Annotated in this window: 17 protein-coding genes, 1 tRNA gene and 1 pseudogene; 5 read left to right on the forward strand and 14 right to left on the reverse strand. The window is 72.3% G+C overall.

Translation table 11 applies throughout. The annotated features are described in order from the left end of the window. The 4 genes and pseudogenes from GT358_RS13435 to rfbC form a co-directional block, all read right to left on the reverse strand. Window positions 1–663: pseudogene (locus GT358_RS13435) on the reverse strand (hypothetical protein); the annotation flags it as partial. 97 nt (window positions 664–760) lie between these two features. After that, window positions 761–1471 carry a sugar transferase gene (locus GT358_RS13440; RefSeq protein WP_166583148.1) on the reverse strand — a complete coding sequence of 237 codons (711 nt, stop codon included), beginning with the start codon at window positions 1469–1471 and terminating at the stop codon, window positions 761–763. A gap of 550 nt (window positions 1472–2021) precedes the next feature. Beyond that, window positions 2022–2900, reverse strand: coding sequence for a glucose-1-phosphate thymidylyltransferase RfbA (gene rfbA, locus GT358_RS13445; RefSeq protein ID WP_166583149.1), 879 nt, complete (start codon window positions 2898–2900; stop codon window positions 2022–2024). Further along, entirely contained in the window at window positions 2897–3460 is a 564-nt protein-coding gene (rfbC, locus tag GT358_RS13450) for a dTDP-4-dehydrorhamnose 3,5-epimerase (RefSeq protein ID WP_166583150.1), read from the reverse strand. Before rfbC ends, rfbA begins: the two co-directional genes overlap by 4 nt. Before the next feature lie 124 nt (window positions 3461–3584). Between rfbC and aroC the strand changes: the two genes are divergently transcribed. Then, entirely contained in the window at window positions 3585–4697 is a 1113-nt protein-coding gene (gene aroC, locus GT358_RS13455) for a chorismate synthase (protein WP_166583151.1), read from the forward strand. A 50-nt stretch (window positions 4698–4747) separates the two neighbouring features. Here the strand turns inward: aroC and GT358_RS13460 are convergent, their stop codons facing one another. The 3 genes from GT358_RS13460 to GT358_RS13470 form a co-directional block, all read right to left on the reverse strand. Next, the gene (locus GT358_RS13460) at window positions 4748–5035 is read right to left on the reverse strand and encodes an HU family DNA-binding protein (RefSeq protein WP_166583152.1); all 288 of its coding nucleotides are present in this window, start codon (window positions 5033–5035) and stop codon (window positions 4748–4750) included. 124 nt (window positions 5036–5159) lie between these two features. Then, complete coding sequence (locus GT358_RS13465; RefSeq protein WP_166583153.1) at window positions 5160–6641, reverse strand: AMP nucleosidase; 1482 nt, start codon at window positions 6639–6641, stop codon at window positions 5160–5162. Then, window positions 6638–8437, reverse strand: coding sequence for an adenine deaminase (locus tag GT358_RS13470; protein WP_166583154.1), 1800 nt, complete (start codon window positions 8435–8437; stop codon window positions 6638–6640). Before GT358_RS13470 ends, GT358_RS13465 begins: the two co-directional genes overlap by 4 nt. A 160-nt stretch (window positions 8438–8597) precedes the next feature. On the opposite strand from GT358_RS13470, the gene GT358_RS13475 reads away from it, so the two are divergent. Then, on the forward strand, window positions 8598–9203 hold the full coding sequence (locus tag GT358_RS13475; protein WP_166583155.1) for a LysE family translocator: 606 nt from the start codon (window positions 8598–8600) through the stop codon (window positions 9201–9203). Window positions 9204–9210: 7 nt separating this feature from the next. On the opposite strand, the gene hemE is transcribed toward GT358_RS13475, so the two are convergent. After that, on the reverse strand, window positions 9211–10233 hold the full coding sequence (hemE, locus tag GT358_RS13480; protein WP_166583156.1) for a uroporphyrinogen decarboxylase: 1023 nt from the start codon (window positions 10231–10233) through the stop codon (window positions 9211–9213). Between the two features lie 81 nt (window positions 10234–10314). Here hemE and hemC point away from each other — a divergent pair, with 81 nt between their 5' ends. Beyond that, window positions 10315–11235 carry a hydroxymethylbilane synthase gene (gene hemC / locus GT358_RS13485; protein ID WP_166583157.1) on the forward strand — a complete coding sequence of 307 codons (921 nt, stop codon included), beginning with the start codon at window positions 10315–10317 and terminating at the stop codon, window positions 11233–11235. 3 nt (window positions 11236–11238) lie between these two features. On the opposite strand, the gene GT358_RS13490 is transcribed toward hemC, so the two are convergent. The 5 genes from GT358_RS13490 to tgt form a co-directional block, all read right to left on the reverse strand. Continuing rightward, complete coding sequence (locus GT358_RS13490; protein WP_166583158.1) at window positions 11239–12645, reverse strand: FAD-binding oxidoreductase; 1407 nt, start codon at window positions 12643–12645, stop codon at window positions 11239–11241. A 100-nt stretch (window positions 12646–12745) separates the two neighbouring features. Beyond that, a tRNA-Val gene (locus GT358_RS13495) sits at window positions 12746–12820 on the reverse strand. Window positions 12821–12873: 53 nt separating this feature from the next. After that, on the reverse strand, window positions 12874–13956 hold the full coding sequence (locus GT358_RS13500; RefSeq protein ID WP_166583159.1) for a site-2 protease family protein: 1083 nt from the start codon (window positions 13954–13956) through the stop codon (window positions 12874–12876). Between the two features lie 102 nt (window positions 13957–14058). Beyond that, entirely contained in the window at window positions 14059–16467 is a 2409-nt protein-coding gene (lon, locus tag GT358_RS13505) for an endopeptidase La (RefSeq protein WP_166583160.1), read from the reverse strand. 356 nt (window positions 16468–16823) lie between these two features. Next, window positions 16824–17957 carry a tRNA guanosine(34) transglycosylase Tgt gene (tgt, locus tag GT358_RS13510; protein ID WP_166583161.1) on the reverse strand — a complete coding sequence of 378 codons (1134 nt, stop codon included), beginning with the start codon at window positions 17955–17957 and terminating at the stop codon, window positions 16824–16826. Window positions 17958–18081: 124 nt separating this feature from the next. Here tgt and arsB point away from each other — a divergent pair, with 124 nt between their 5' ends. Beyond that, window positions 18082–19140: an ACR3 family arsenite efflux transporter gene (gene arsB / locus GT358_RS13515; protein WP_166583162.1), complete on the forward strand. Its 1059-nt coding sequence runs from the start codon at window positions 18082–18084 to the stop codon at window positions 19138–19140. A gap of 69 nt (window positions 19141–19209) precedes the next feature. Then, window positions 19210–19572 carry an SUF system Fe-S cluster assembly protein gene (locus GT358_RS13520; RefSeq protein WP_166583163.1) on the forward strand — a complete coding sequence of 121 codons (363 nt, stop codon included), beginning with the start codon at window positions 19210–19212 and terminating at the stop codon, window positions 19570–19572. Between the two features lie 71 nt (window positions 19573–19643). On the opposite strand, the gene infC is transcribed toward GT358_RS13520, so the two are convergent. Further along, complete coding sequence (gene infC, locus GT358_RS13525) at window positions 19644–20189, reverse strand: translation initiation factor IF-3 (RefSeq protein WP_371416299.1); 546 nt, start codon at window positions 20187–20189, stop codon at window positions 19644–19646. Between the last annotated feature and the right edge of the window lie 2 nt (window positions 20190–20191).

Consider the following 20191-nt stretch of genomic DNA (forward strand, 5'->3'; position numbering starts at 1 on the left):
GAGAAGGCCCGTCAGGACCAGAAAGGCCGCCCAGAGGCCGTGATAGAGGAAGACGATGGGGCGGAACCCCTCGCCGCGCATCATCTGCTCGAAGGAGTGCTGGAAGAAGCCGTAGATCCAGATGTTGAGCTGGGGCGACAGGCGCACCTCGAGCAGCATCGGGAGCGAGTAGAGGAGCGCACCCAGCGCGAAGGCCAGAAGGAGGTCGCGCGCCCCGTCGGCCAGAAGCGCGCGGCCGAGGAGCAGGGGGAGCATGACGACGAGGGCGATCAGGGTCATGCCCACGGCCTCGCGCGGGTGGAGGCCGGGCAGAAGGACGGGGCCCCAGGCGACGGGGTCGGGATTGGTGAGCACCGTGGCCCAGGGGGCGAGCAGCAGAAGGACGAGAAGGCCGCGCGCCCAGGGGTCGGCGGGCCAGAGCCACACGCGACCCGCGACGAGCAGGATCGCCCCCAGCGCGGAAAGGGCGGGCAGCGCGTCCTTGCCCAAGGTGGGCAGGAGCGGCAGGTCGAAGCCCGCGGGCGCCGGCGGCAGCAGCAGGTAGCCCCCCACGATGCCGGCCACGAGCCCGCGCGCAGGCCCCAGCCCCCGCACGAGGGCGAGGGTCAGGAGCGGCCAGAGCGCGAGGGCGAGCGTGGCGACGAGGTTGGGTTGACCGATCATGGAACACGGAAGCCGGACCGCCGTCCGGGAGGGACGCGGTCCAGCCTAGCAGCGGGATTGCGGCGGGGGAAAGGCGCCCCCGCGCAGGTCCGGGCGGTCAGCAGCCCGTTCCGCGCAGGACGACGCCTGCGGTGCGGGCGATGAGGCAGAGGTCGGTTCGCAGCGAAAGCTCCTCCCAGTAGCGGCGGTCGTAGCCGGCGCGCTCGGCGAAGCTCGATTCGTTGCGCGCCGAGATCTGCCAGAACCCGGTGATGCCGGGGCGCAGCGCGAAGTATTCGAGTCCGGGATAGAGGGGGCGCTGGGTCGGCATCATCGGCCGCGGGCCGACAAGGGACATGTGGCCCAGAAGGACGTTGAGAAGCTGGGGCAGCTCGTCGAGCGAGGAACGGCGCAGGAAGGCGCCGAGGCGCGTCACGCGCGGGTCGCGGCGCAGCTTCTGGTGGTGGTCCCATTCGGCCCGGGCGGCGGGATCGGACGCCAGATGGCGGGCGAGCGCGGCTTCGGCATCGGGCACCATGGTGCGCAGCTTGGCCATGCGGAACACGCGCCCGTTCCGTCCCAGGCGTTCCTGCCAGAACAGGGGGGAATGACCGTCCAGCGCGACAAGCAGCATCAGCGGCAGAAGCACGAACAGCACGGGCAGGGCGAGAACGGCGACCACCAGCAGGTCGAAAGCCCGCTTGAGATGACGGGCATAGAAGCCGTCCGGCGCCTCTGGGATGGCGGGCAGCGGCGCGACCACGGCCGGCGGCCGGGCGGAAACGGAAGGGCGCGGGCCGGCAAGGGCGGCAGGCGCGGCGATACTCATGTCTCGTCCCTCCTTCGGGAGGCTTGGTCGTCGGCCGGGGCTGCGGCCTGTCTCCGTCCGGCCGGAGCCGGGCGGGTCCCTGCGGGCGCAGGATCGAGGCCGGACCCTTCCGGGTCCGATCAGGCCGGCACGCCCCTTCGGTCGGTCTGCGGCGACCCGGCCCGTCAGGCCGCGGCCCCGCGTTGCGAAGGGGGTTATCGTGCGCTCCGCGCCTGCGTCAATCGGGGCCGGGACCGTTTCAACCCTAGGGAGAATAAGGCAAAGCTGCGGCAGGGGTGAGGCCGGGCCGTGATGCTTCGGGGGCGTTTCGGTGCCGGGCCGGTCCGGCTTGACCTTTCGGTCAGGTCCGCCCCTCCGAAAGGAAACGATGGGCCATCAGAAACGGGAGGCGTTTCCACCGATGCAATGATCCCAAGGGCTGGGGGGGCGCGCGGACTCGCCAAAGGTTAGGTCGTGCGGCGGTGCAGAATCGCTGTGCAGAGGGCGGACAAAGCGGGGCAAAGCGGCCGATTGTTGATTCGCGAGTCAACGACCGGAGCCCGGCCGCGAATCACCCCCCCTCGGCCAGGGCGGCGAGATAGCGGCCATAGGCGGTCTTGCCGAACAGCCGGGCGCGCTCGGCCAGTCCGGCCCCGTCGATCCAGCCCATCCGCCAGGCCACCTCGTCCGGCGAGCCGGTCTGGAGGCCCTGGCGGTCCTGGAGGGTGCGCACGAAGTTGCCCGCGTCGAGCAGCGAGCCGTGCGTGCCGGTGTCGAGCCAGGCATAGCCCCGCCCCATCGTGCGCACCGTGAGCGTGCCCTCGGCGAGGTAGGTCTCGAGAAGCGACACGATCTCGAGCTCGCCCCGGGCGGAGGGACGCACGGCGCGGGCGCGTTCGGGCGCGGTGCCGTCGAGGAAGTAGAGCCCCGTGACCGCGTAGTTCGAGGGCGGGGCGGCGGGCTTTTCCACGATGGCGGAGACGCGCCCCTCCGCATCGAAGGCGACCACGCCGTAGCGCTCGGGGTCGGCGACGTGGTAGCCGAACACGGTGCCCCCCGTCTCCTGCCGGTCGGCCTCGGCCATCAGCTCGGGCAGGCCGTGACCGAAGAAGATGTTGTCGCCCAGCACCATGGCCGAGGGGTGGCCGTCGAGGAACTCGTCGGCGAGGATGTAGGCCTGGGCCAGCCCGTCGGGCGAGGGCTGCATCACATAGGTGAGCCGCACCCCCCACTGGCTGCCGTCGCCGAGGGTGCGGCGGAACTGGTCCTGGTCCTGCGGCGTGGTGACCACCGCGATCTCGCGGATGCCGGCCAGCATCAGCACCGAGAGCGGGTAGTAGATCATCGGCTTGTCGTAGATGGGCAGAAGCTGCTTGGAGAGGCCCATCGTGATCGGATAGAGGCGCGTGCCCGACCCGCCTGCCAGGATGATGCCGCGCCGGCCGCTCATGGCGCCGACCCGACGGCGAAGGGCGTCTGCCAGTCCCGCCAGCGCGGCGCGGCGCGGTCCTTGTCGGACAGGACGGGATCGGCCACGCCCCAGTCGATGGCGAGATCGGGATCGTCCCAGGCCACCGCCCCGTCCTGCGCGGGGGCATAGGTGTCGGTGCACTTGTAGGCGACGTGGGTGTCGGGCTCGCGCGTGACGAAGCCGTGCAGGAAGCCCTCGGGGATCAGGAGCTGGCGGCCGCTGGCGGCCGACAGCTCCACCGCGACATGGCGGCCGAAATGGGGCGAGCCGGCCCGCGCATCCACCGCGACGTCGAGGATCGCGCCGAGGAGGACGCGGACGAGCTTGGCCTGGGCGCGGGGGGGCGCCTGGTAGTGCAGGCCGCGCAGCGTTCCGGCGCGCCGGCTCATGGAATGGTTGTCCTGGGCCCAGTCCACGGGAAGCCCGGCCTCGGCCATGCGGTCGCGGCTCCAGGTCTCCTCGAACCAGCCGCGCGCATCCGCGAAGCGCCGGGGCGTCAGGACCAGCACGCCCGGAAGGGCCGTCTCCTCGATCTGCACGGGCCTGTCCCCTCCGCTTGCCCCAGCCGGGTCTATCAGGGGTGCCGGGGCGCTGTCACCTGTCGCGGTGGCCTTCCGGGGCGCCGCCCTCTCCTGTAGAGCGGGGGCGCAACGGGGAGCGCGCATGAGCCTCAACACCTTCGGCCACGTCCTTCGCGTCACCACCTGGGGGGAGAGCCACGGACCCGCCCTGGGCGCGGTGGTGGACGGCTGCCCGCCGGGCCTGCCGCTCTCGGAGGCGGCGATCCAGCCCTGGCTGGACCGGCGGCGCCCCGGCACGAGCCGGCTGGTCACCCAGCGGCGCGAGAGCGACCGCGTGCGCATCCTGTCGGGCACCTTCGAGGGCGAGACCACGGGCACGCCCATCAGCCTGATGATCGAGAACGAGGACCAGCGGTCGCGCGACTATGCCGAGGTAGCGCGCACCTTCCGCCCCGGCCATGCGGACCTGACCTATCACCTGAAATACGGGCGGCGCGATCCGCGCGGCGGCGGCCGCTCGAGCGCGCGCGAGACGGCGGCGCGCGTCGCGGCCGGGGGCGTGGCGCGCGCGGTGCTGGCGGCGCTCGCGCCGGGGCTGCGGATCACGGGCTATCTGGTGGAGATGGGGGGCGACCGGATCGACCGCGCGCGCTTCGACGCCGACGAGATCGGCCGCAACGACCTGTGGTGCCCGGACGCGGAGGCCGCGGCGCGCTGGGCCGACCGGCTCGAGCGGCTCCGGCGTGACGAGCACGATTCGGCCGGGGCGGTGGTCGAGGTGGTGGCCGAGGGCGTGCCGCCGGGCCTGGGCGCGCCGGTCTATGGCAAGCTGGACGCGGACCTCGCCGCGGCAATGATGGGGATCAATGCGGTCAAGGGCGTGGAGATCGGCGACGGGTTCGCCGCCGCCGCCCTGCGCGGGTCGGAGAATGCGGACGAGATCCTGCCCGGCGAGGGGGGCGGGCTGCGCTTCGGGTCGAACCGGGCGGGGGGCATCCTCGGCGGCATCTCGACCGGCCAGCCGGTGGTGGTGCGGTTCGCCGTCAAGCCCACCTCCTCCATCCTGACGCCGCGGCGGTCGGTGAGCCTCGGGGGCGAGGCGCTGGAGGTGGCGACGAAGGGGCGCCACGACCCTTGCGTGGGCATCCGCGCGGTGCCGGTGGGCGAGGCGATGATGGCGCTGGTGCTGGCCGACCACCTGCTGCTGGACCGGGCGCAGACGGGCGGGGTGCGGGGGCGGATCGGCCCGGGCTGAGCACGGGCCGGAGGGCCGGACGGGCGGGACCGGCCCGCCCCGGGGCCGGGTCAGCTGTTGATGGCGTCCTTGAGCGCCTTGGCCACGGTCATCTTGACGGTGCGGTCGGCCGCCTTGGTCATCTGCTCGCCCGTGGCGGGGTTGCGGACCTGCCGCTCGGGGCGTTCGCGGCAGTAGATCTTGCCGATGCCGGGCAGGGTCACGGCGCCGCCGCCGGACACGGTGCGGGTGACGATCCCGCTCAGCGCGTCGAGCATGGCGGAGGCGGATTTCTTGTCGCTGCCGGTTTCCTCCGCCAGGGCGGCCACGAGCTGGGCCTTGGTCATCTGGTCGGCCATGGTTGTCTTCTCCCTCGAATGGGCGGTGCCCCGCAGGGGGCCGCGGTCCTGCGGCCCATGCTGCACCGGGATTTCTCGCGCTTGTCCAGCGGAAATGTGATCGTTTCGGAGGAAAGCGGCCGATTCAGAGAAAGGCCGTTTCCATGAAGCTACGCAGCTTGCGCGAATGGATGCGCTCGAGCGGCATGTCGCGCAGCCGCTCCATGGCGCGCACGCCCACGAGCAGGTGCGAGGCGACCTGGGTGCGGTAGAACTCGGACGCCATGCCGGGCAGCTTCAGCTCGCCGTGGAGCGGCTTGTCCGAGACGCAGAGCAGCGTGCCGTAGGGGACGCGGAAGCGGAAGCCGTTGGCGGCGATGGTCGCGCTCTCCATGTCGAGGGCGACGGCGCGGGATTGCGACAGCCGGGCGACGGGGCCGGACTGGTCGCGCAGCTCCCAGTTGCGGTTGTCGATGGTGGCCACCGTGCCCGTGCGCATGATGCGCTTGAGCTCGTAGCCGTCGAGGCCCGTGACCTCGGCCACGGCCTGTTCGAGCGCGACCTGGATCTCGGCCAGGGCGGGAATGGGGACCCAGACGGGCAGGTCGGCGTCGAGGACGTGGTCCTCGCGCAGATAGGCATGGGCGAGGACGAAGTCGCCCAGCCGCTGCGAGTTGCGCAGCCCCGCGCAATGGCCGACCATGATCCAGGCATGGGGGCGCAGCACGGCGATGTGGTCCGTCGCCGTCTTGGCGTTGGAGGGGCCCACGCCGATGTTGACGAGGGTGATCCCCTGCCCGTCCGCGCGCTTGAGGTGGTAGGTCGGCATCTGCGGCAGCTTGGCCGGCGCGGGGAGCGGGGCGTCCGCCCGCGCGATGGCGGCGTTGCCGGGGCCCACGAAGGCCGTGTAGCCCGAGCCCTCGCGCCCGAGCTGCTGGCGCGCATAGGCCTCGAACTCCTCCACGTAGAACTGGTAGTTGGTGAACAGGACGTGGTTCTGGAAATGCTCGGGGTCGGTCGCGGTGTAATGGCTGAGCCGCGCGAGCGAATAGTCCACGCGCTGCGCCGTGAAGGGGGCGAGCGGGATCGACCCGTCGGGATAGCGGAAGCCCTCGCCGTTCACGATGTCGTCGTGCATCGTGGCGAGGTCGGGCACGTCGAAATGGTCGCGCAGGGGAAAGTCGATCGCCCCTTCCTGGGGCACCGAGAGGCCCGTCTCGCCCGTGGCGAAGTGCACGGGGATCGGCGTGGAGGAGGCGCCCACCGTGACGGGCACGCCGTGGTTGCGCATCAGGAGGCCGATCTGCTGTTCGAGATAGGCGGCAAACAGGCGCGGCCGGGTGACGGTGGTGGAATAGGTCCCCGGTGCCGCGACATGGCCGAAGGAGAGGCGGGAATCCACCGGCTCGAAGGAGGAGGTCGAGAGCCGGATCTCGGGGTAGAAGGCGCGCACCCGCCCCCGCGGCCGGCCATGCCGCAGGGCCGCGGCCAGGCGGTCGCGCAGGTGGTTCGTCGCTGCCTCGTAGAGCAGGCAGAGCCGCTCCACGGCGGCGCGGGGATCGGTGAGGATCTCGGCCGGGGGAACGGCCGGCACGTCCACCGGGGCCTCGGCGAAGGGGAGCGTCATGCGTTGGCCTCGAACAGGTCCACGAGGGCGAAGCGGCGCACGTCCACGAGGCCCAGATCGGTCAGGCGCAGCTCCGGGATGACGGCGAGCGCGAGCAGCGAGTGCTGCATGAAGGCGTTGTTGAGCCGGCAGCCCGCCTCCTCCATGGCGCGGCCCAGCGCCTGCGCGCGCTCGGCCACCTCGGCGGCGGGGCGGTCGGACATCAGCCCCGCCACGGGCAGGGGCAGGCAGGCGCGCTCGCCCGCTTCAGTCCAGAGGGTGACGCCGCCCCCGATCTCGCCCAGCCGGTTGGCGGCCTGCGCCATCAGGGCGGGGTCCGTGCCCGCCACGATCATCTGGTGGCTGTCATGGGCCACGGTGGAGGCGAGCGCCACGGGGCGGTCGTAGCCGAATCCCTCGACAAAGGCGTTCCGGACGCGGCCCGTGCCCCTGTGGCGCTCGACCACGGCGAGGCGGGCGACGGGCCCCTCGGGCTGCACGAGGCCGTCGCGCACGGGCAGGTCGCGCGACAGCGCGCGGGTCGGGGCCTGGTTCTCGACCACGCCGATGACGCGCACGCGCACGCGGTCCGCCCCTGCGGGGGCGGGCACGGTGAAGTCGCCCGCCTCGAGCCGGCGGCCGAGCCGCACGGTCGCCCGCGCCTCGGCCGGCCAGTCGAGACGGGGGCATTCGGCCAGCAGCCGCCCCCCCTCGGCCACGAGGCGGCCGCGGGCATAGACGCGCTCGGCCCGCAGGTCGCGCAGGTCGGAGGCGAGCAGGAGGTCGGCCCGGCGTCCGGGCGCGATCGATCCCAGCTCTCGCTCGAGGCCGAAATGGGTGGCGGTGTTGATCGTGGCGGCCTGGATCGCGATCAGGGGGTCGAGGCCGCAGGCGATCGCGTGGCGCACGACGCGGTCCATGTGGCCGTCATGGACGAGCGTGCCCGAATGGCAATCGTCCGTGCACAGGATCATGTTGCGGGGGTCGAGCCCGCGTTCGGTGACGGCCGTGACCTGCGCCTCGACGTCGTACCAGGCGCTGCCGAGGCGCAGCATGGCGCGCATGCCCGCGCGCATCCGCGCGACCGCGTCCTCCTCGCGCGTGCCCTCGTGGTCGTCGGCGGGGCCTCCGGCGGCATAGGCATGGAAGGCGGGGCCCAGATCGGTCGAGGCGTAGTGCCCGCCCACAATCTTGCCCGCGCGCTGGGTGGCGGCGATCTCGGCCAGCATCTGGCGGTCGCCCGCGATCACGCCGGGGAAGTTCATCATCTCGCCCAGGCCCACGATCCCGTCCCAGCCCATCGCCTCGGCCACGTCGGCCTCGGTGATGGGGTGGCCGGTCGTCTCGAGACCGGGGGCGGAGGGGGCGCAGGAGGGCATCTGGAGAAACAGGTTCGCCGGCTGCAGGAGCGCCTCGTCCAGCATCAGGCGCACGCCGCGCAGGCCCAGGACATTGGCGATCTCGTGCGGGTCGGCGAAGAGCGTGGTGGTGCCGTGGGGAATCACGGCGGCGGCAAAGCCCGCGGGCGTCAGCATCCCCGATTCGATGTGCATGTGCCCGTCGCACAGGCCGGGGACGAGAAAGCGCCCCCCCGCCTCGACGATCTCGGTCCCCTCGCCCGCGCAATGGGAGGCGTCGGGGCCGACATAGGCGAAGCGGCCCGCGGCGACCGCGACCTGCCAGCCGTCCAGCACCTCGCGCGTGTGGACGTTCACGAGGCGGCCGCCGCGAATCACGAGGTCGGCCGGCGCGCGGCCCGCGGCCACGGCAACGAGGCGGGGGGCGCTGTCGGCCCAGGAGGGGAACGGGGTCGGCATGACCCATTGGATCAGGGGCGGGCGGGCCGTGCAAGGGGGGCGGGCGCAGGGTGCGGCCCCCCCTCCCCTGCGCGGGGCGCAGGGCTGCGCGCCGGGCCGGTGCGCCCGAGGGGGCTTGCGCCCGCCGCGCCGAGCCCGCAGGCAGGGACACGAGGACCCGATGCCAGCCGGATTGCCAGCCCTTCTTCTCGCCTCGCTGCTTGTCGAGCTCACGCCGGGGCCGAACATGGCGTGGCTCGCCATCGTGGCGGGGGCGGAGGGGGTGCGGGTCGGCCTCGCGGCGGTGGCCGGGGTCGCACTGGGGCTCGCGCTCGCGGGGGCGGCGGCGGCGCTGGGGCTCGCGGCGCTGGTCGCGGCCTCGCCCGCGCTCTACGAGGCGCTGCGCTGGGGCGGTGCGGCCTATCTGCTGTGGCTGGCCTGGGACGGCTGGCGCGGGGCGGCGGAGACGGCCCCGCCGCTGCCGGGCCGGCAGGCGCGGCGGGCCTTCCGGCGGGGACTGGTGACGAACCTGCTCAACCCCAAGGCGGGGGTGTTCTTTGTCGCCGTGCTGCCCGGCTTCGTCGATCCCGGCGCGCCGGTCCTCGGGCAGACGCTCTGGCTCACGGCCGGCTACGTGCTGGTGGCGACGGCGGTCCATGCCGGGATCGTCCTGCTGGCCGGGCAGGCGCGGCGGCTGCTGCTTGACCCGGCGCGCGAGCGGCGGGCGCGGCGCGCGCTCTCCGTGGCGTTGGCGCTGGTGGCGCTGTGGCTGCTCTGGCGGGGCTGAGCGGGCCTCAGCCGCGGATCGCCTCGAGCATGCGGTGGACGTTGTCGGGATCGGCGTCCGGGGTGATCCCGTGGCCGAGGTTGAAGATGTGGGGCCCGCCCGAGAAGGCCCGCACCACGCGGCGCGTTTCCTCCACCAGCGCCTGCCCTCCCTCGACGAGCAGGCGGGAGGGGAGGTTGCCCTGCACGCAGCCGCCCGTCTGGACCTCGGCGGCCGCCCATTCGGGGCTCACGCCGTCGTCGAGCGCGATGGCCTGCGCCCCCGTGGCTGCGTGCGCCCCGGCATAGCGCGCGCCCGCCCCGCGCGGAAAGGCGATCACGGGCAAGCCGGGATGGCGCGCGCGCAGGGCCGCCGTGATGCGCCGCAGGGGGGCGAGGCAGTAGCGGTCGAACTCCTCGCCCTCGAGCGCACCCGCCCAGGAATCGAAGAGCTTGACCACCTCGGCCCCCGCTTCGGCCTGGGCGGAGAGGTATTCGACCGTCGCCCCCTCGATCCGCTCGAGGATCGCCTCGAAGAGGGCGCGGTCGGTGGCCTTGAGGGCGTGGGCCGGGGCCTGGTCAGGCGTGCCGCGCCCGGCGATCAGGTAGGTCGCCACCGTCCAGGGGGCGCCGGCAAAGCCGATCAGCGCGACGTCGGGCGGCAGCGCGCGCGCGAGGATGCGCACGGTCTCGTAGATGGGGGCGAGCGTGTCGTGGACCGCCCCGGGCGGACGCAGGGCCGCGAGCGCCCCGGGGGTGGCGACGGGCGACAGCCGCGGCCCCTCGCCCGTCTCGAACCACAGCTCCGCCCCGAGCGCCTGGGGCACGAGAAGGATGTCGGCGAACAGGATCGCCGCGTCGAAGCCGTAGCGGCGGATGGGCTGCAGCGTCACCTCGGCCGCGAGGTCGGGATTGTAGCAGAGGTCCAGAAAGCCCCCGGCCCGTTCGCGCGTGGCGCGGTATTCGGGCAGGTAGCGCCCCGCCTGGCGCATCATCCAGACGGGGGGCACGGGCAGGGTCTCGCCCGCGAGGGCGCGCAGGAGCGGCTTCATGCGGACCGCCTGCCGCCCCGGAGCGGTCGTGTCAAGCGGGCCCGGTTGCCCCCCGGCGGCCCCGCCCGTAGAGAGCGGCGCATGCAGACGCTCCGCATCGGGACCCGCGGCTCTCCCCTCGCGCTCGCGCAGGCGCACGAGGTCCGCGACCGCCTGGCCGCCGCGCATGGCCTGCCCCGCGACGCCTTCGAGATCGTCGTCATCCGTGTGACCGGCGACGCGGTGCAGGACCGCCCGCTGAGCCAGATCGGGGGCAAGGGCCTGTTCACCAAGGAGATCGAGGAGGCGCTGCTCGGGGACCGGGTCGATCTGGCGGTCCATTCCATGAAGGACATGCCGGTGCTCCAGCCCGAGGGCCTCGTCATCGACTGTTTCCTGCCGCGCGAGGACCCGCGCGATGCCTTCGTGTCGCTGGGCGCGGCGGAGGGGATCGCGGATCTGCCGGAGGGGGCGGTGGTCGGCACGTCCTCGCTGCGCCGGCGGGCGCAGCTTCTGGCGCGCCGGCCCGACCTGCGGGTGGTCGAGTTCCGGGGCAACGTCCAGACGCGTCTCTCCAAGCTGGCGAGCGGGGTGGCGGAGGCCACGTTCCTGGCCATGGCGGGGCTGCGGCGGCTGGGGCTGGCGGCTGAGGTGCCGGCGCGGCCCATCCCGTCCGAGGCGATGCTGCCCGCGATTGCGCAAGGGGCCATCGGGGTGGAGCGGCGCGCAGGCGACGGGCGCGCGGCGGAGATGGTCGCACCGCTCCACCACCGCGAGACGGGTCTGCGGCTGGCGGCCGAGCGGGCCTTTCTCGCCGCGCTCGACGGGTCGTGCCAGACGCCGATCGCGGGGCTGGCCGAGATCGCGGGCGACCGGCTGCGCCTGCGCGGCGAGATCCTGCGCCCCGACGGTAGCCGCGTGCTGGCCGACGAGGCGACGGGTTCCGCCGCGGACGGGCCGGAGATGGGCCGCGACCTGGCGCGCGGGCTTCTGCGGGAGGCGGGCCCCGGCTTCTTCGGCTGAGGCTCAGGGCAGGACCTTGCCGGGGTTGAGGAGCCCCCCGGGGTCGAGCGCGGCCTTGAGCCGGCGCATGACGTCGAGCGCGACCGGGTCCTTGAGGGTGGCCATGGAGGCGCGCTTGCTCAGGCCGATGCCGTGTTCGGCCGAAAAGGAGCCGCCGAGCGCCACGGCCGTCTCGTCCACCATGGCGCGGATCGCGCCGGCGAGGGCGGGGTCGTCGCGCGTGGGATAGGCGGAGTAATGCACGTTGCCGTCGCCCAGATGCGCCACCACGAAGTCGTCGGCGCCCGGGTCGAGCCGGGCGAGCCCCTCGCGCACGCGGGCAAGGAACGCCTCGACGGCGTCGAGCGGCAGGGCGACGTCCGTGTCCACGAAGGGCTGGCGGCCCAGGGTGATCTCGGCCGCGGCCTCGCGGCGGGCCCACATCTCGCGCCGCTGCGCCTCGGAGCGGGCCACGACGGCGTCGAGCACCTCGCCCGCCTCGAGCAGCGCGGCAAGGCTGTCCTCGAGCCGCGTCACCACGGGCAGGGTGCCGTCGGGGCCAGGGACGGCGTCGGCGGGGGCAGTGGCGGCGACCTCCAGCATCAGGTTGTGGGCATGGGGCTCGGCGAAGGGCTCGCGCGCGCCGGGGATGCGGGCGAGATGGCCCTCGATATAGGGGCGGGGCATGTATTCGAAGGCCTCGACCGCGCCCCCCGTCTCCTCCTCGAGCCGGCGCAGCAGGTGCAGGGCGGCCGTCAGCGAGGCGACGGCGACGGTCGCGGTCGCGAAGGCCGCCGGACGGGGCGCGAGGCGCAGGCTGGCCGCGGTGATGACGCCGAGCGTCCCCTCCGCCCCGATGAAGAGGTGGCGCAGCGCGTAGCCCGTGTTGTCCTTGCGCAGGGCCGAGAGCAGGTCGAGCACGCGGCCGTCGGCCAGCACCACCTCGAGCCCGAGGCAGAGGTCGCGCGCCGAGCCGTGGCGCAGCGCGTTGGACCCCCCCGCATTGGTCGAGAGCGCGCCCCCGATCGTGGCCGACCCGCGCGCCCCGAAGGTGAGCGGAAAGCGCAGCCCCGCCCCCTCGGCCGCGGCATGGAGGTCGTCGAGGACCACGCCCGCCTCGGCCACGGCCACGCGCGTCGCGGGGTTGAGCGAGCGGATGCGCCGCATCCGGTCGAGCGAGAGGACGAGCGCCCCGGGCGCATGCGTCGCCCCGGTCAGGCCGGTCCGCCCGCCGGCGGGCACCACGGCGACGCCGGCCTCGCGCGCGAGGGCCAGCACGCGGACGACCTCGGCCGTGCTGGCGGGGCGGGCCACGGCCAGGGGCTCTCCGCGATAGGCGCCGGTCCAGTCGCGCGTCCAGGGCGCCGCCTCGGGCCCCGCCGCCAGTCCGGCCGGCCCCAGGGCGGCGGCCACGGTTTCGACGATGCCCATCGGGTCCTCCCGCGAGGCTTGGGGTCCCTTCTGCCCGCCGAGGGTGCCGGACGGCGACCGCTGCGGGACCTTCGCCAGGCCGGGCGGAGGGGAGCAAGGATGGTGGGCGATGAGGGATTCGAACCCCCGACTTCTTCCGTGTGAAGGAAGCACTCTACCACTGAGTTAATCGCCCGTGCCGGCCCCTCTAGCCGCTCCGACCGGCCGCCGCAAGTCCCCCGGTCCCCCTCAGTTCCGCCCGGCGGCGTTGCGGACCATCATCAGCTCGCCCACGTTCTCGGCCGTGACATAGCCCGCAAGGCGGCCGTCCCCGGACAGGACCGCGACGACGGGCGCGCCCGCCTCCTGAAGCGGGCGCAGCGCATCCTCGAGGCGGCCGTGGGCGGGCACGGTGGGCACGTTGCGCTCCATCACCTCCAGCACGGGCGTGGCGGGGCCGCTCTCGCTCAGGGCGCGGATCAGGGCGTCGCGGGTGAGCACCCCGCGCAGGCGCCCCGCCCCGTCCACCACGGGAAACTCGTGCTGGGTGGTGCGGATGAGGCAGCGCACGGCATCCTCGACCTGGGCGCCGGTGCCGAGCGTCTCGAAGCGGGTGATCATGGCGTCGGCCACGGTGAGGCGGCGCGACACCTCCTGAAGCCCCACGGCCTGGGACTCGGCCGAGGCGGCGATATAGACGAAGATGGCGATGAAGATCAGGAGCGGGTTGCCGAGCAGGCCCAGAAATCCCAGCACGAAGGCGAAGCCCTGCCCCACCCGCGCCGCGACGGCAGTGGCCTGCGCACGCGGAAAGCGCGTGGCCAGGAGCGCCCGCAGCACCCGGCCGCCATCCATCGGAAAGGCGGGGATCAGGTTGAACAGGACAAGAAAGACGTTGATGGAGGCGAGCTGGACCAGAAGGCCGGTGCGCGGATCGTCCAGCGCCTCGAGCGAGGCGAGGTCGGCGCGGCCGCCCAGGATCAGCACCAGCACCAGCGCGATGACCACGTTGACGGCCGGCCCGGCGAGCGCGACGACGATCTCCTGGCTGGGCTTCTCGGGCATCCGCTCGAGCCGGGCGACGCCGCCGATGGGCAGCAGCGTGATGTCGGGGGTGCGGATGCCGTAGCGGCGCGCGGCCAGCGCGTGGCCGAACTCGTGCGCCAGCACGCAGGCGAAGACGAGGACGATGAGGACGATGCCCTCGATCGCGGCGGGCGTGCCGCCCTGCGCGTAGCGGGCAAAGCCGATCCAGGTGAGCAGGAGAAAGAAGGTGACGTGGATGCGCACCTCGCTGCCGAGGATGCGCGCGACGGGAAACGACCAGGTCATGCGGAGGGCGCCTTCGGGTGGTGATGTCCCCCGCAGATAGGGCGCCGCGGCCCGGAGCGAAGGCCCCGCGCCGCCCCCCGGAGAGGCGGCGCGGGGAGGGCCCTAATGGGCGACCGTGCCGGCGGCGGCGTCCTCGACCGCCTGGCGGGCCCGCGCCGCGGCGGCGGCCTCCTCGGCCTCCTCGTCCCACTCGATGGGCTCGGGCTGGCGGACCAGCGCGTGGCGCAGCACCTCGGAGACGTGGCTCACGGGGATGATGGTCAGCCCCTGCTTCACGTTGTCCGGGATCTCCGGCAGGTCGCGTTCGTTCTCGGCGGGGATCAGGACGGTCTTGATGCCGCCGCGCAGCGCGGCAAGCAGCTTCTCCTTGAGCCCGCCGATGGCGAGCGCGTTGCCGCGCAGCGTCACCTCGCCCGTCATGGCGACATCCTTGCGGACGGGGATCTGGGTCAGCACCGAGACGATGGAGGTCACCATCGCGAGGCCGGCCGAGGGTCCGTCCTTGGGGGTCGCGCCCTCGGGAACGTGGACGTGGATGTCGATCTTGTCGAACTTGGACGGCTTGATCCCCAGCTGCGGCGCCACGGAGCGCACGTAGGAGGAGGCCGCCTCGATCGATTCCTTCATCACGTCGCCGAGCTTGCCCGTGGTCTTCATGCGGCCCTTGCCGGGCATCCGCAGCGCCTCGATGGACAGAAGCTCGCCGCCCACGGAGGTCCAGGCCAGCCCGGTGACGACGCCGATCGCGTCCTCCTTCTCGGCCAGGCCGTAGCGGAACTTCTTGACCCCGAGGAACTCGCCCAGGTTCTCGGGCGTGACCACGACCCGGTCGGCCTCCTTCTTGACGAGGCGCGTCACCGCCTTGCGCGCGATCTTGGCGATCTCGCGCTCGAGGTTGCGCACGCCGGCCTCGCGCGTGTAGGTGCGCACGATCTCGATGATGGCCTCGTCGGTCAGCTCGAATTCCGAGGGCTTGAGCCCGTGGTTCTTCAGCACCTTGGGCAGCAGGTGGCGGCGCGTGATCTCGCGCTTCTCGTCCTCGGTGTAGCCGGCGAGCGGGATGATTTCCATCCGGTCCAGAAGCGGACCCGGCATGTTGTAGGAGTTCGCCGTCGTGATGAACATCACGTTGGACAGGTCGTATTCCACCTCGAGATAGTGGTCCACGAAGGTCGAGTTCTGCTCGGGGTCGAGCACCTCGAGAAGCGCCGAAGCCGGGTCGCCGCGGAAGTCCTGACCCATCTTGTCGATCTCGTCGAGCAGGATGAGCGGGTTCGTGGTCTTGGCCTTCTTGAGCGCCTGGATGATCTTGCCGGGCATGGAGCCGATATAGGTCCGCCGGTGGCCGCGGATCTCGCTTTCGTCGCGCACGCCGCCGAGGCTGATGCGGATGAACTCGCGCCCCGTGGCCCTGGCGACGGACTTGCCGAGGCTCGTCTTGCCCACGCCGGGCGGGCCGACGAGGCAGAGGATCGGACCCTTGAGCGTCTGGCTGCGCGCCTGGACGGCGAGATATTCGACGATGCGCTCCTTAACCTTCTCGAGGCCGTAATGGTCGGCGTCGAGGATGGCCTCGGCCTTGGTCACGTCCTTGGAGATGCGCGACTTGACCCCCCAGGGCACGCCCAGGAGCCAGTCGAGATAGTTGCGCACCACGGTGGCCTCGGCCGACATCGGCGACATGGACTTGAGCTTCTTGAGCTCGGCCTCGGCCTTCTCGCGCGCCTCCTTGGAGAGCTTGGTCTCCTGGATGCGCTTCTCGAGCTCGGCCGCCTCGTTCTGGCCGTCCTCGCCCTCGCCCAGCTCGCGCTGGATCGCCTTCATCTGCTCGTTGAGGTAGTACTCGCGCTGCGTCTTCTCCATCTGGGACTTGACGCGCGTCTTGATCTTCTTCTCGACCTGCAGGACGCTCATCTCGCCCTGCATGAGGCCGAAGACCTTTTCCAGACGCTCGGCCACGACCAGCGTCTCGAGCAGGTCCTGCTTCTGCTTGACGTCGATGCCCAGATGGCCCGCGATCAGGTCGGCGAGCTTGGCCGGGTCCGTCGTGTCCACGACGGCGGCGACGGCCTCCTCGGGGATGTTCTTCTTGATCTTGGCATACTTCTCGAACTCGCCGCCCACGGAGCGCACGAGCGCGCGGACCACGTCGGGGTCGCCCTCGCTTTCCTCCAGCGGCTGCGCCTCGGCCTCGAAGAACCGCTCGTTGGGCAGAAAACGGGTGATGCGGACGCGCGAGCGGCCCTCGACCAGCACCTTCACGGTGCCGTCGGGCAGCTTGAGAAGCTGCAGGACATTGGCGAGCACGCCCGCGCGGTAGATGCCGTCGGTGCCGGGATCGTCCACCCCGGCGTCGATCTGGGACGACAGCAGGATCTGCCGGTCGTCCGCCATGACCGCCTCGAGCGCGCGCACGGACTTCTCGCGGCCCACGAAGAGGGGCACGATCATGTGCGGGAACACGACGATGTCGCGCAGCGGCAGGACGGGATGGCTGGTGGGTTCGGTCATGCGGGATCCCCTTTAGCGGAAAGGCTCTGGCCCCGGTCGTCGGCGGCGCTCGGCCTTCCCCGGTCGGTGCCGGATAGTTGGGGGCTGGACGCAGGGGTGTCAACGGGCTGTCCGGCCGCACACGGGACATGTGATCGCAGGGGCGGACGCGCGGTCCGTGCCGTTGTCGATGATCCGTCCATGTCCGCCTGCCTCCTCGTTGCGCAGGGGCGTTCTAGCCCGGACATGGTTGACGGACGGTTAACGCACCGCACGGCGGGGGTTAACGGATGGTTGACGCCGCAGGAGCGGGCTGTGCCTTGCCCGACAGGGACTTGGCGTCTTTCGCGGCCCGGCCGGGGCGAGGGTGTTGCGCGTCAGGCGAGGGGCGGGATGTCGCCCGCGCGGCGGCGATCGTGGAAGGCGCGCTGCCACCCGTCGAAGCGGCCGGCCAGGATCGCCTCGCGCATGCCGGCCATGATCTGCTGGAAGTAGTGGAGGTTGTGCCAGGTCAGCAGCATCCCGGCGATCATCTCGCCCGCGCGGACCACGTGGTGGAGATAGGCGCGCGAATAGCCGCGGCAGGCGGGGCAGGCGCAGCTCTCGTCGAGCGGGCGGGGGTCGTCGGCATGCCGCGCGTTGCGCAGGTTGACGGGCCCGCCCGGCGTCCAGGCCTGGCCCGTCCGCCCCGAGCGCGTGGGCAGCACGCAATCCATCATGTCCACCCCGCGCGCGACCGCGCCCACGATGTCCTCGGGCTTGCCCACGCCCATGAGGTAGCGCGGCCGGTCCGCGGGCAGCAGCGCGGGGGCGTAGTCGAGCACGCCGAACATCGCCTCCTGCCCCTCGCCCACGGCGAGGCCGCCGATGGCGTAGCCGTCGAAGCCGATCGCGCGCAGCGCCGCGGCCGATTCCTCGCGCAGGCTGCGCGTGACGCCGCCCTGCATGATGCCGAACAGCGCGTGGCCGGGGCGGTCCCCGAACGCCTCGCGCGAGCGTTGGGCCCAGCGCATCGACAGCCGCATGGAGGCGGCGACGGCCTCCTCGGGCGCAGGCAGCGCGGGGCATTCGTCGAAGGCCATGACGATGTCGGAGCCCAGCAGGCGCTGGATCTCCATGCTGCGCTCGGGCGTGAGCCGGTGGCGCGAGCCGTCGATGTGGGAGGCAAAGGTCACGCCGTCCTCGTCGAGGCGGCGCAGCGCGGCGAGCGACATGACCTGGAAGCCGCCCGAATCGGTCAGGATGGGCCCGTCCCAGTTCATGAAGCGGTGGAGCCCGCCGAGGCGCGCCACGCGCTCGGCGCCGGGGCGCAGCATCAGGTGGTAGGTGTTGCCGAGCAGGATGTCGGCGCCGGTGGCGCGCACGCTCTCGGGCAGCATGGCCTTGACGGTGCCGGCGGTGCCCACGGGCATGAAGGCGGGCGTGCGGATCGTGCCGCGCGGCGTCTCGATCAGGCCGGCACGAGCGGCGCCGTCCGTCGCCCGGAGCGTGAAGCGGAAGGGGTCTGGCATGGATCACCGGCAGGGTGGGGGCGGCGCCCTCTAGCGCAGGGGCGGGCCGAGGGAAAGCGGTTGTGCCTGGCCGCCCTTCGGCCCAGGGTGCGCGCGATTCCGACACGGGCGGGGAGAGAGGGTCATGACATCGGCGGCCGGAGCGCCCGCGGGGCTGGGCCCGTTCGAGCGCTGGCTGTCGCTCTGGGTGGCGGGGGCGATCGGGCTCGGCATGGCTCTGGGGCTGGCCGTGCCCGGCCTGTTCGGCGCGCTGGCGCGGCTGGAGGTCGCCTCGGTCAACCTGCCGGTGGCGGTGCTGATCTGGGCGATGGTCTATCCGATGATGGTCGGTGTCGAGTTCGGCGCCATCCGCCGCGTGCGCGAGGAGCCGCGGGGCCTCGTGCTGACGCTGGTCGTCAACTGGCTCGTCAAGCCGTTCACCATGGCGGCGCTGGGGGTGCTGTTCTTCGAGCACGTCTTTGCCGGGCTGATCCCGCCGGACGATGCGCAGGCCTATCTGGCGGGCGTGATCCTGCTCGGGGCCGCGCCCTGCACCGCCATGGTCTTTGTCTGGTCGCAGCTCACACGCGGCGATCCGACCTACACGCTGGTCCAGGTCAGCGTGAACGACGTGGTGATGGTGTTCGCCTTTGCGCCGATCGTGGCGCTTCTCCTCGGGCTCACCGATCTGGTCGTGCCGTGGGAGACGCTGCTGCTGTCGGTCCTGCTCTACATCGTCATCCCGCTGGCGGCCGGGATCGCGACCCGGCGGCGGCTCGTGGCGCGCGGCGGGCGGGCGGCGGTGGAGGCGTTCCGGGACGCGATCAAGCCCGCGACGGTGGCGGGGCTGCTGATGACCGTGGTGCTGCTGTTCGGCTTTCAGGCGGAATCGGTGCTGGCCCGCCCCCTGGCGATCGTCCTGATCGCCGTGCCGCTGCTCATCCAGAGCTACGGGATCTTCGCCCTCGCCTATGGGGCGGCGCGCGTGCTGCGCGTGCCGTTCGACATCGCCGCGCCCTGTGCGCTGATCGGGACGTCGAACTTCTTCGAACTGGCGGTGGCGGTGGCGATCTCGCTGTTCGGCCTGGGTTCGGGGGCGGCGCTGGCCACCGTGGTGGGCGTGCTCGTCGAGGTGCCCGTGATGCTGTCGCTGGTGGCCTTCGCCAACCGCACGCGGGCCTGGTTTCCCGACCGGCGGGGCTGAGCCGGCGGGTTGCGGGCGGAGGGGCTTTCCTTATATGAACGGTCGGGTTTCTGTCCGAGGGAGCGCCCCATGACCGCGAGCGAACCCCGCCTGGAGGGCACGCCGCTCATCGCGCCGTCGAGCACCGACCATCCCCTCTACGAGAAGGTGGTGGAGGCGTGCCGGACCGTGTTCGACCCCGAGATCCCCGTCAACATCTTCGATCTGGGCCTCGTCTACACGGTGGCCATCGACGAGGAGGGCGCCGTGCGGATCGTGATGACGCTGACCGCTCCGGGCTGTCCCGTGGCGGGCGAGATGCCCGGCTGGGTCGCCGATGCCGTGGGGGCGGTGCCCGGCGTCAAGCAGGTCGATGTGGAGATGACCTTCGAGCCCCAATGGGGCATGGACATGATGTCGGACGAGGCCCGGCTCGAGCTGGGATTCATGTAGGCGCGGGCGGCAGAAAAAAGGCCCGGCAACGGAGCCGGGCCAGGTCTCTCGGGAATGCCGGATCGGACCGCCTACTTGGCCGGGGCGATCATCATCACCATCTGGCGGCCTTCGAGGCGGGGCATCGATTCGATCTTGCCCTGGTTCTTCACGTCCTCGGCCACGCGGTCAAGAAGGGCCTTGCCCAGTTCCTGGTGGGCCATCTCGCGGCCGCGAAAGCGCAAGGTCACCTTGACCTTGTCGCCCTCCTCCAGGAACTTGAAGACCGAACGCATCTTCACGTCATAGTCGTGCGTGTCGGTGCCGGGGCGGAACTTGACCTCCTTGATCTCGATGGTCTTCTGCTTGCGCCGCGCCTCGGCTTCCTTTTTCTGGGTCTCGTATTTCCACTTGCCGAAATCCATGATCTTGCAGACCGGCGGCTGGGCGGTGGGCGAGATCTCCACAAGGTCGAGGCCCGCCTCCTCGGCATGGGAGAGGGCCCGCTCGGGCGACATGATGCCCAGGTTCTCGCCCCTGGCCCCGATCACGCGGATCTCGCCTCCGCGCAGGAGGCGTTCGTTCACGCGGGGGCCCGTCTCGCGCACGGGGGGGGCGTTGTGCGGTCTGCGTCCTATGG

This window comes from Rubellimicrobium sp. CFH 75288 (genome assembly GCF_009904055.1).
Classification (GTDB): domain Bacteria; phylum Pseudomonadota; class Alphaproteobacteria; order Rhodobacterales; family Rhodobacteraceae; genus Rubellimicrobium.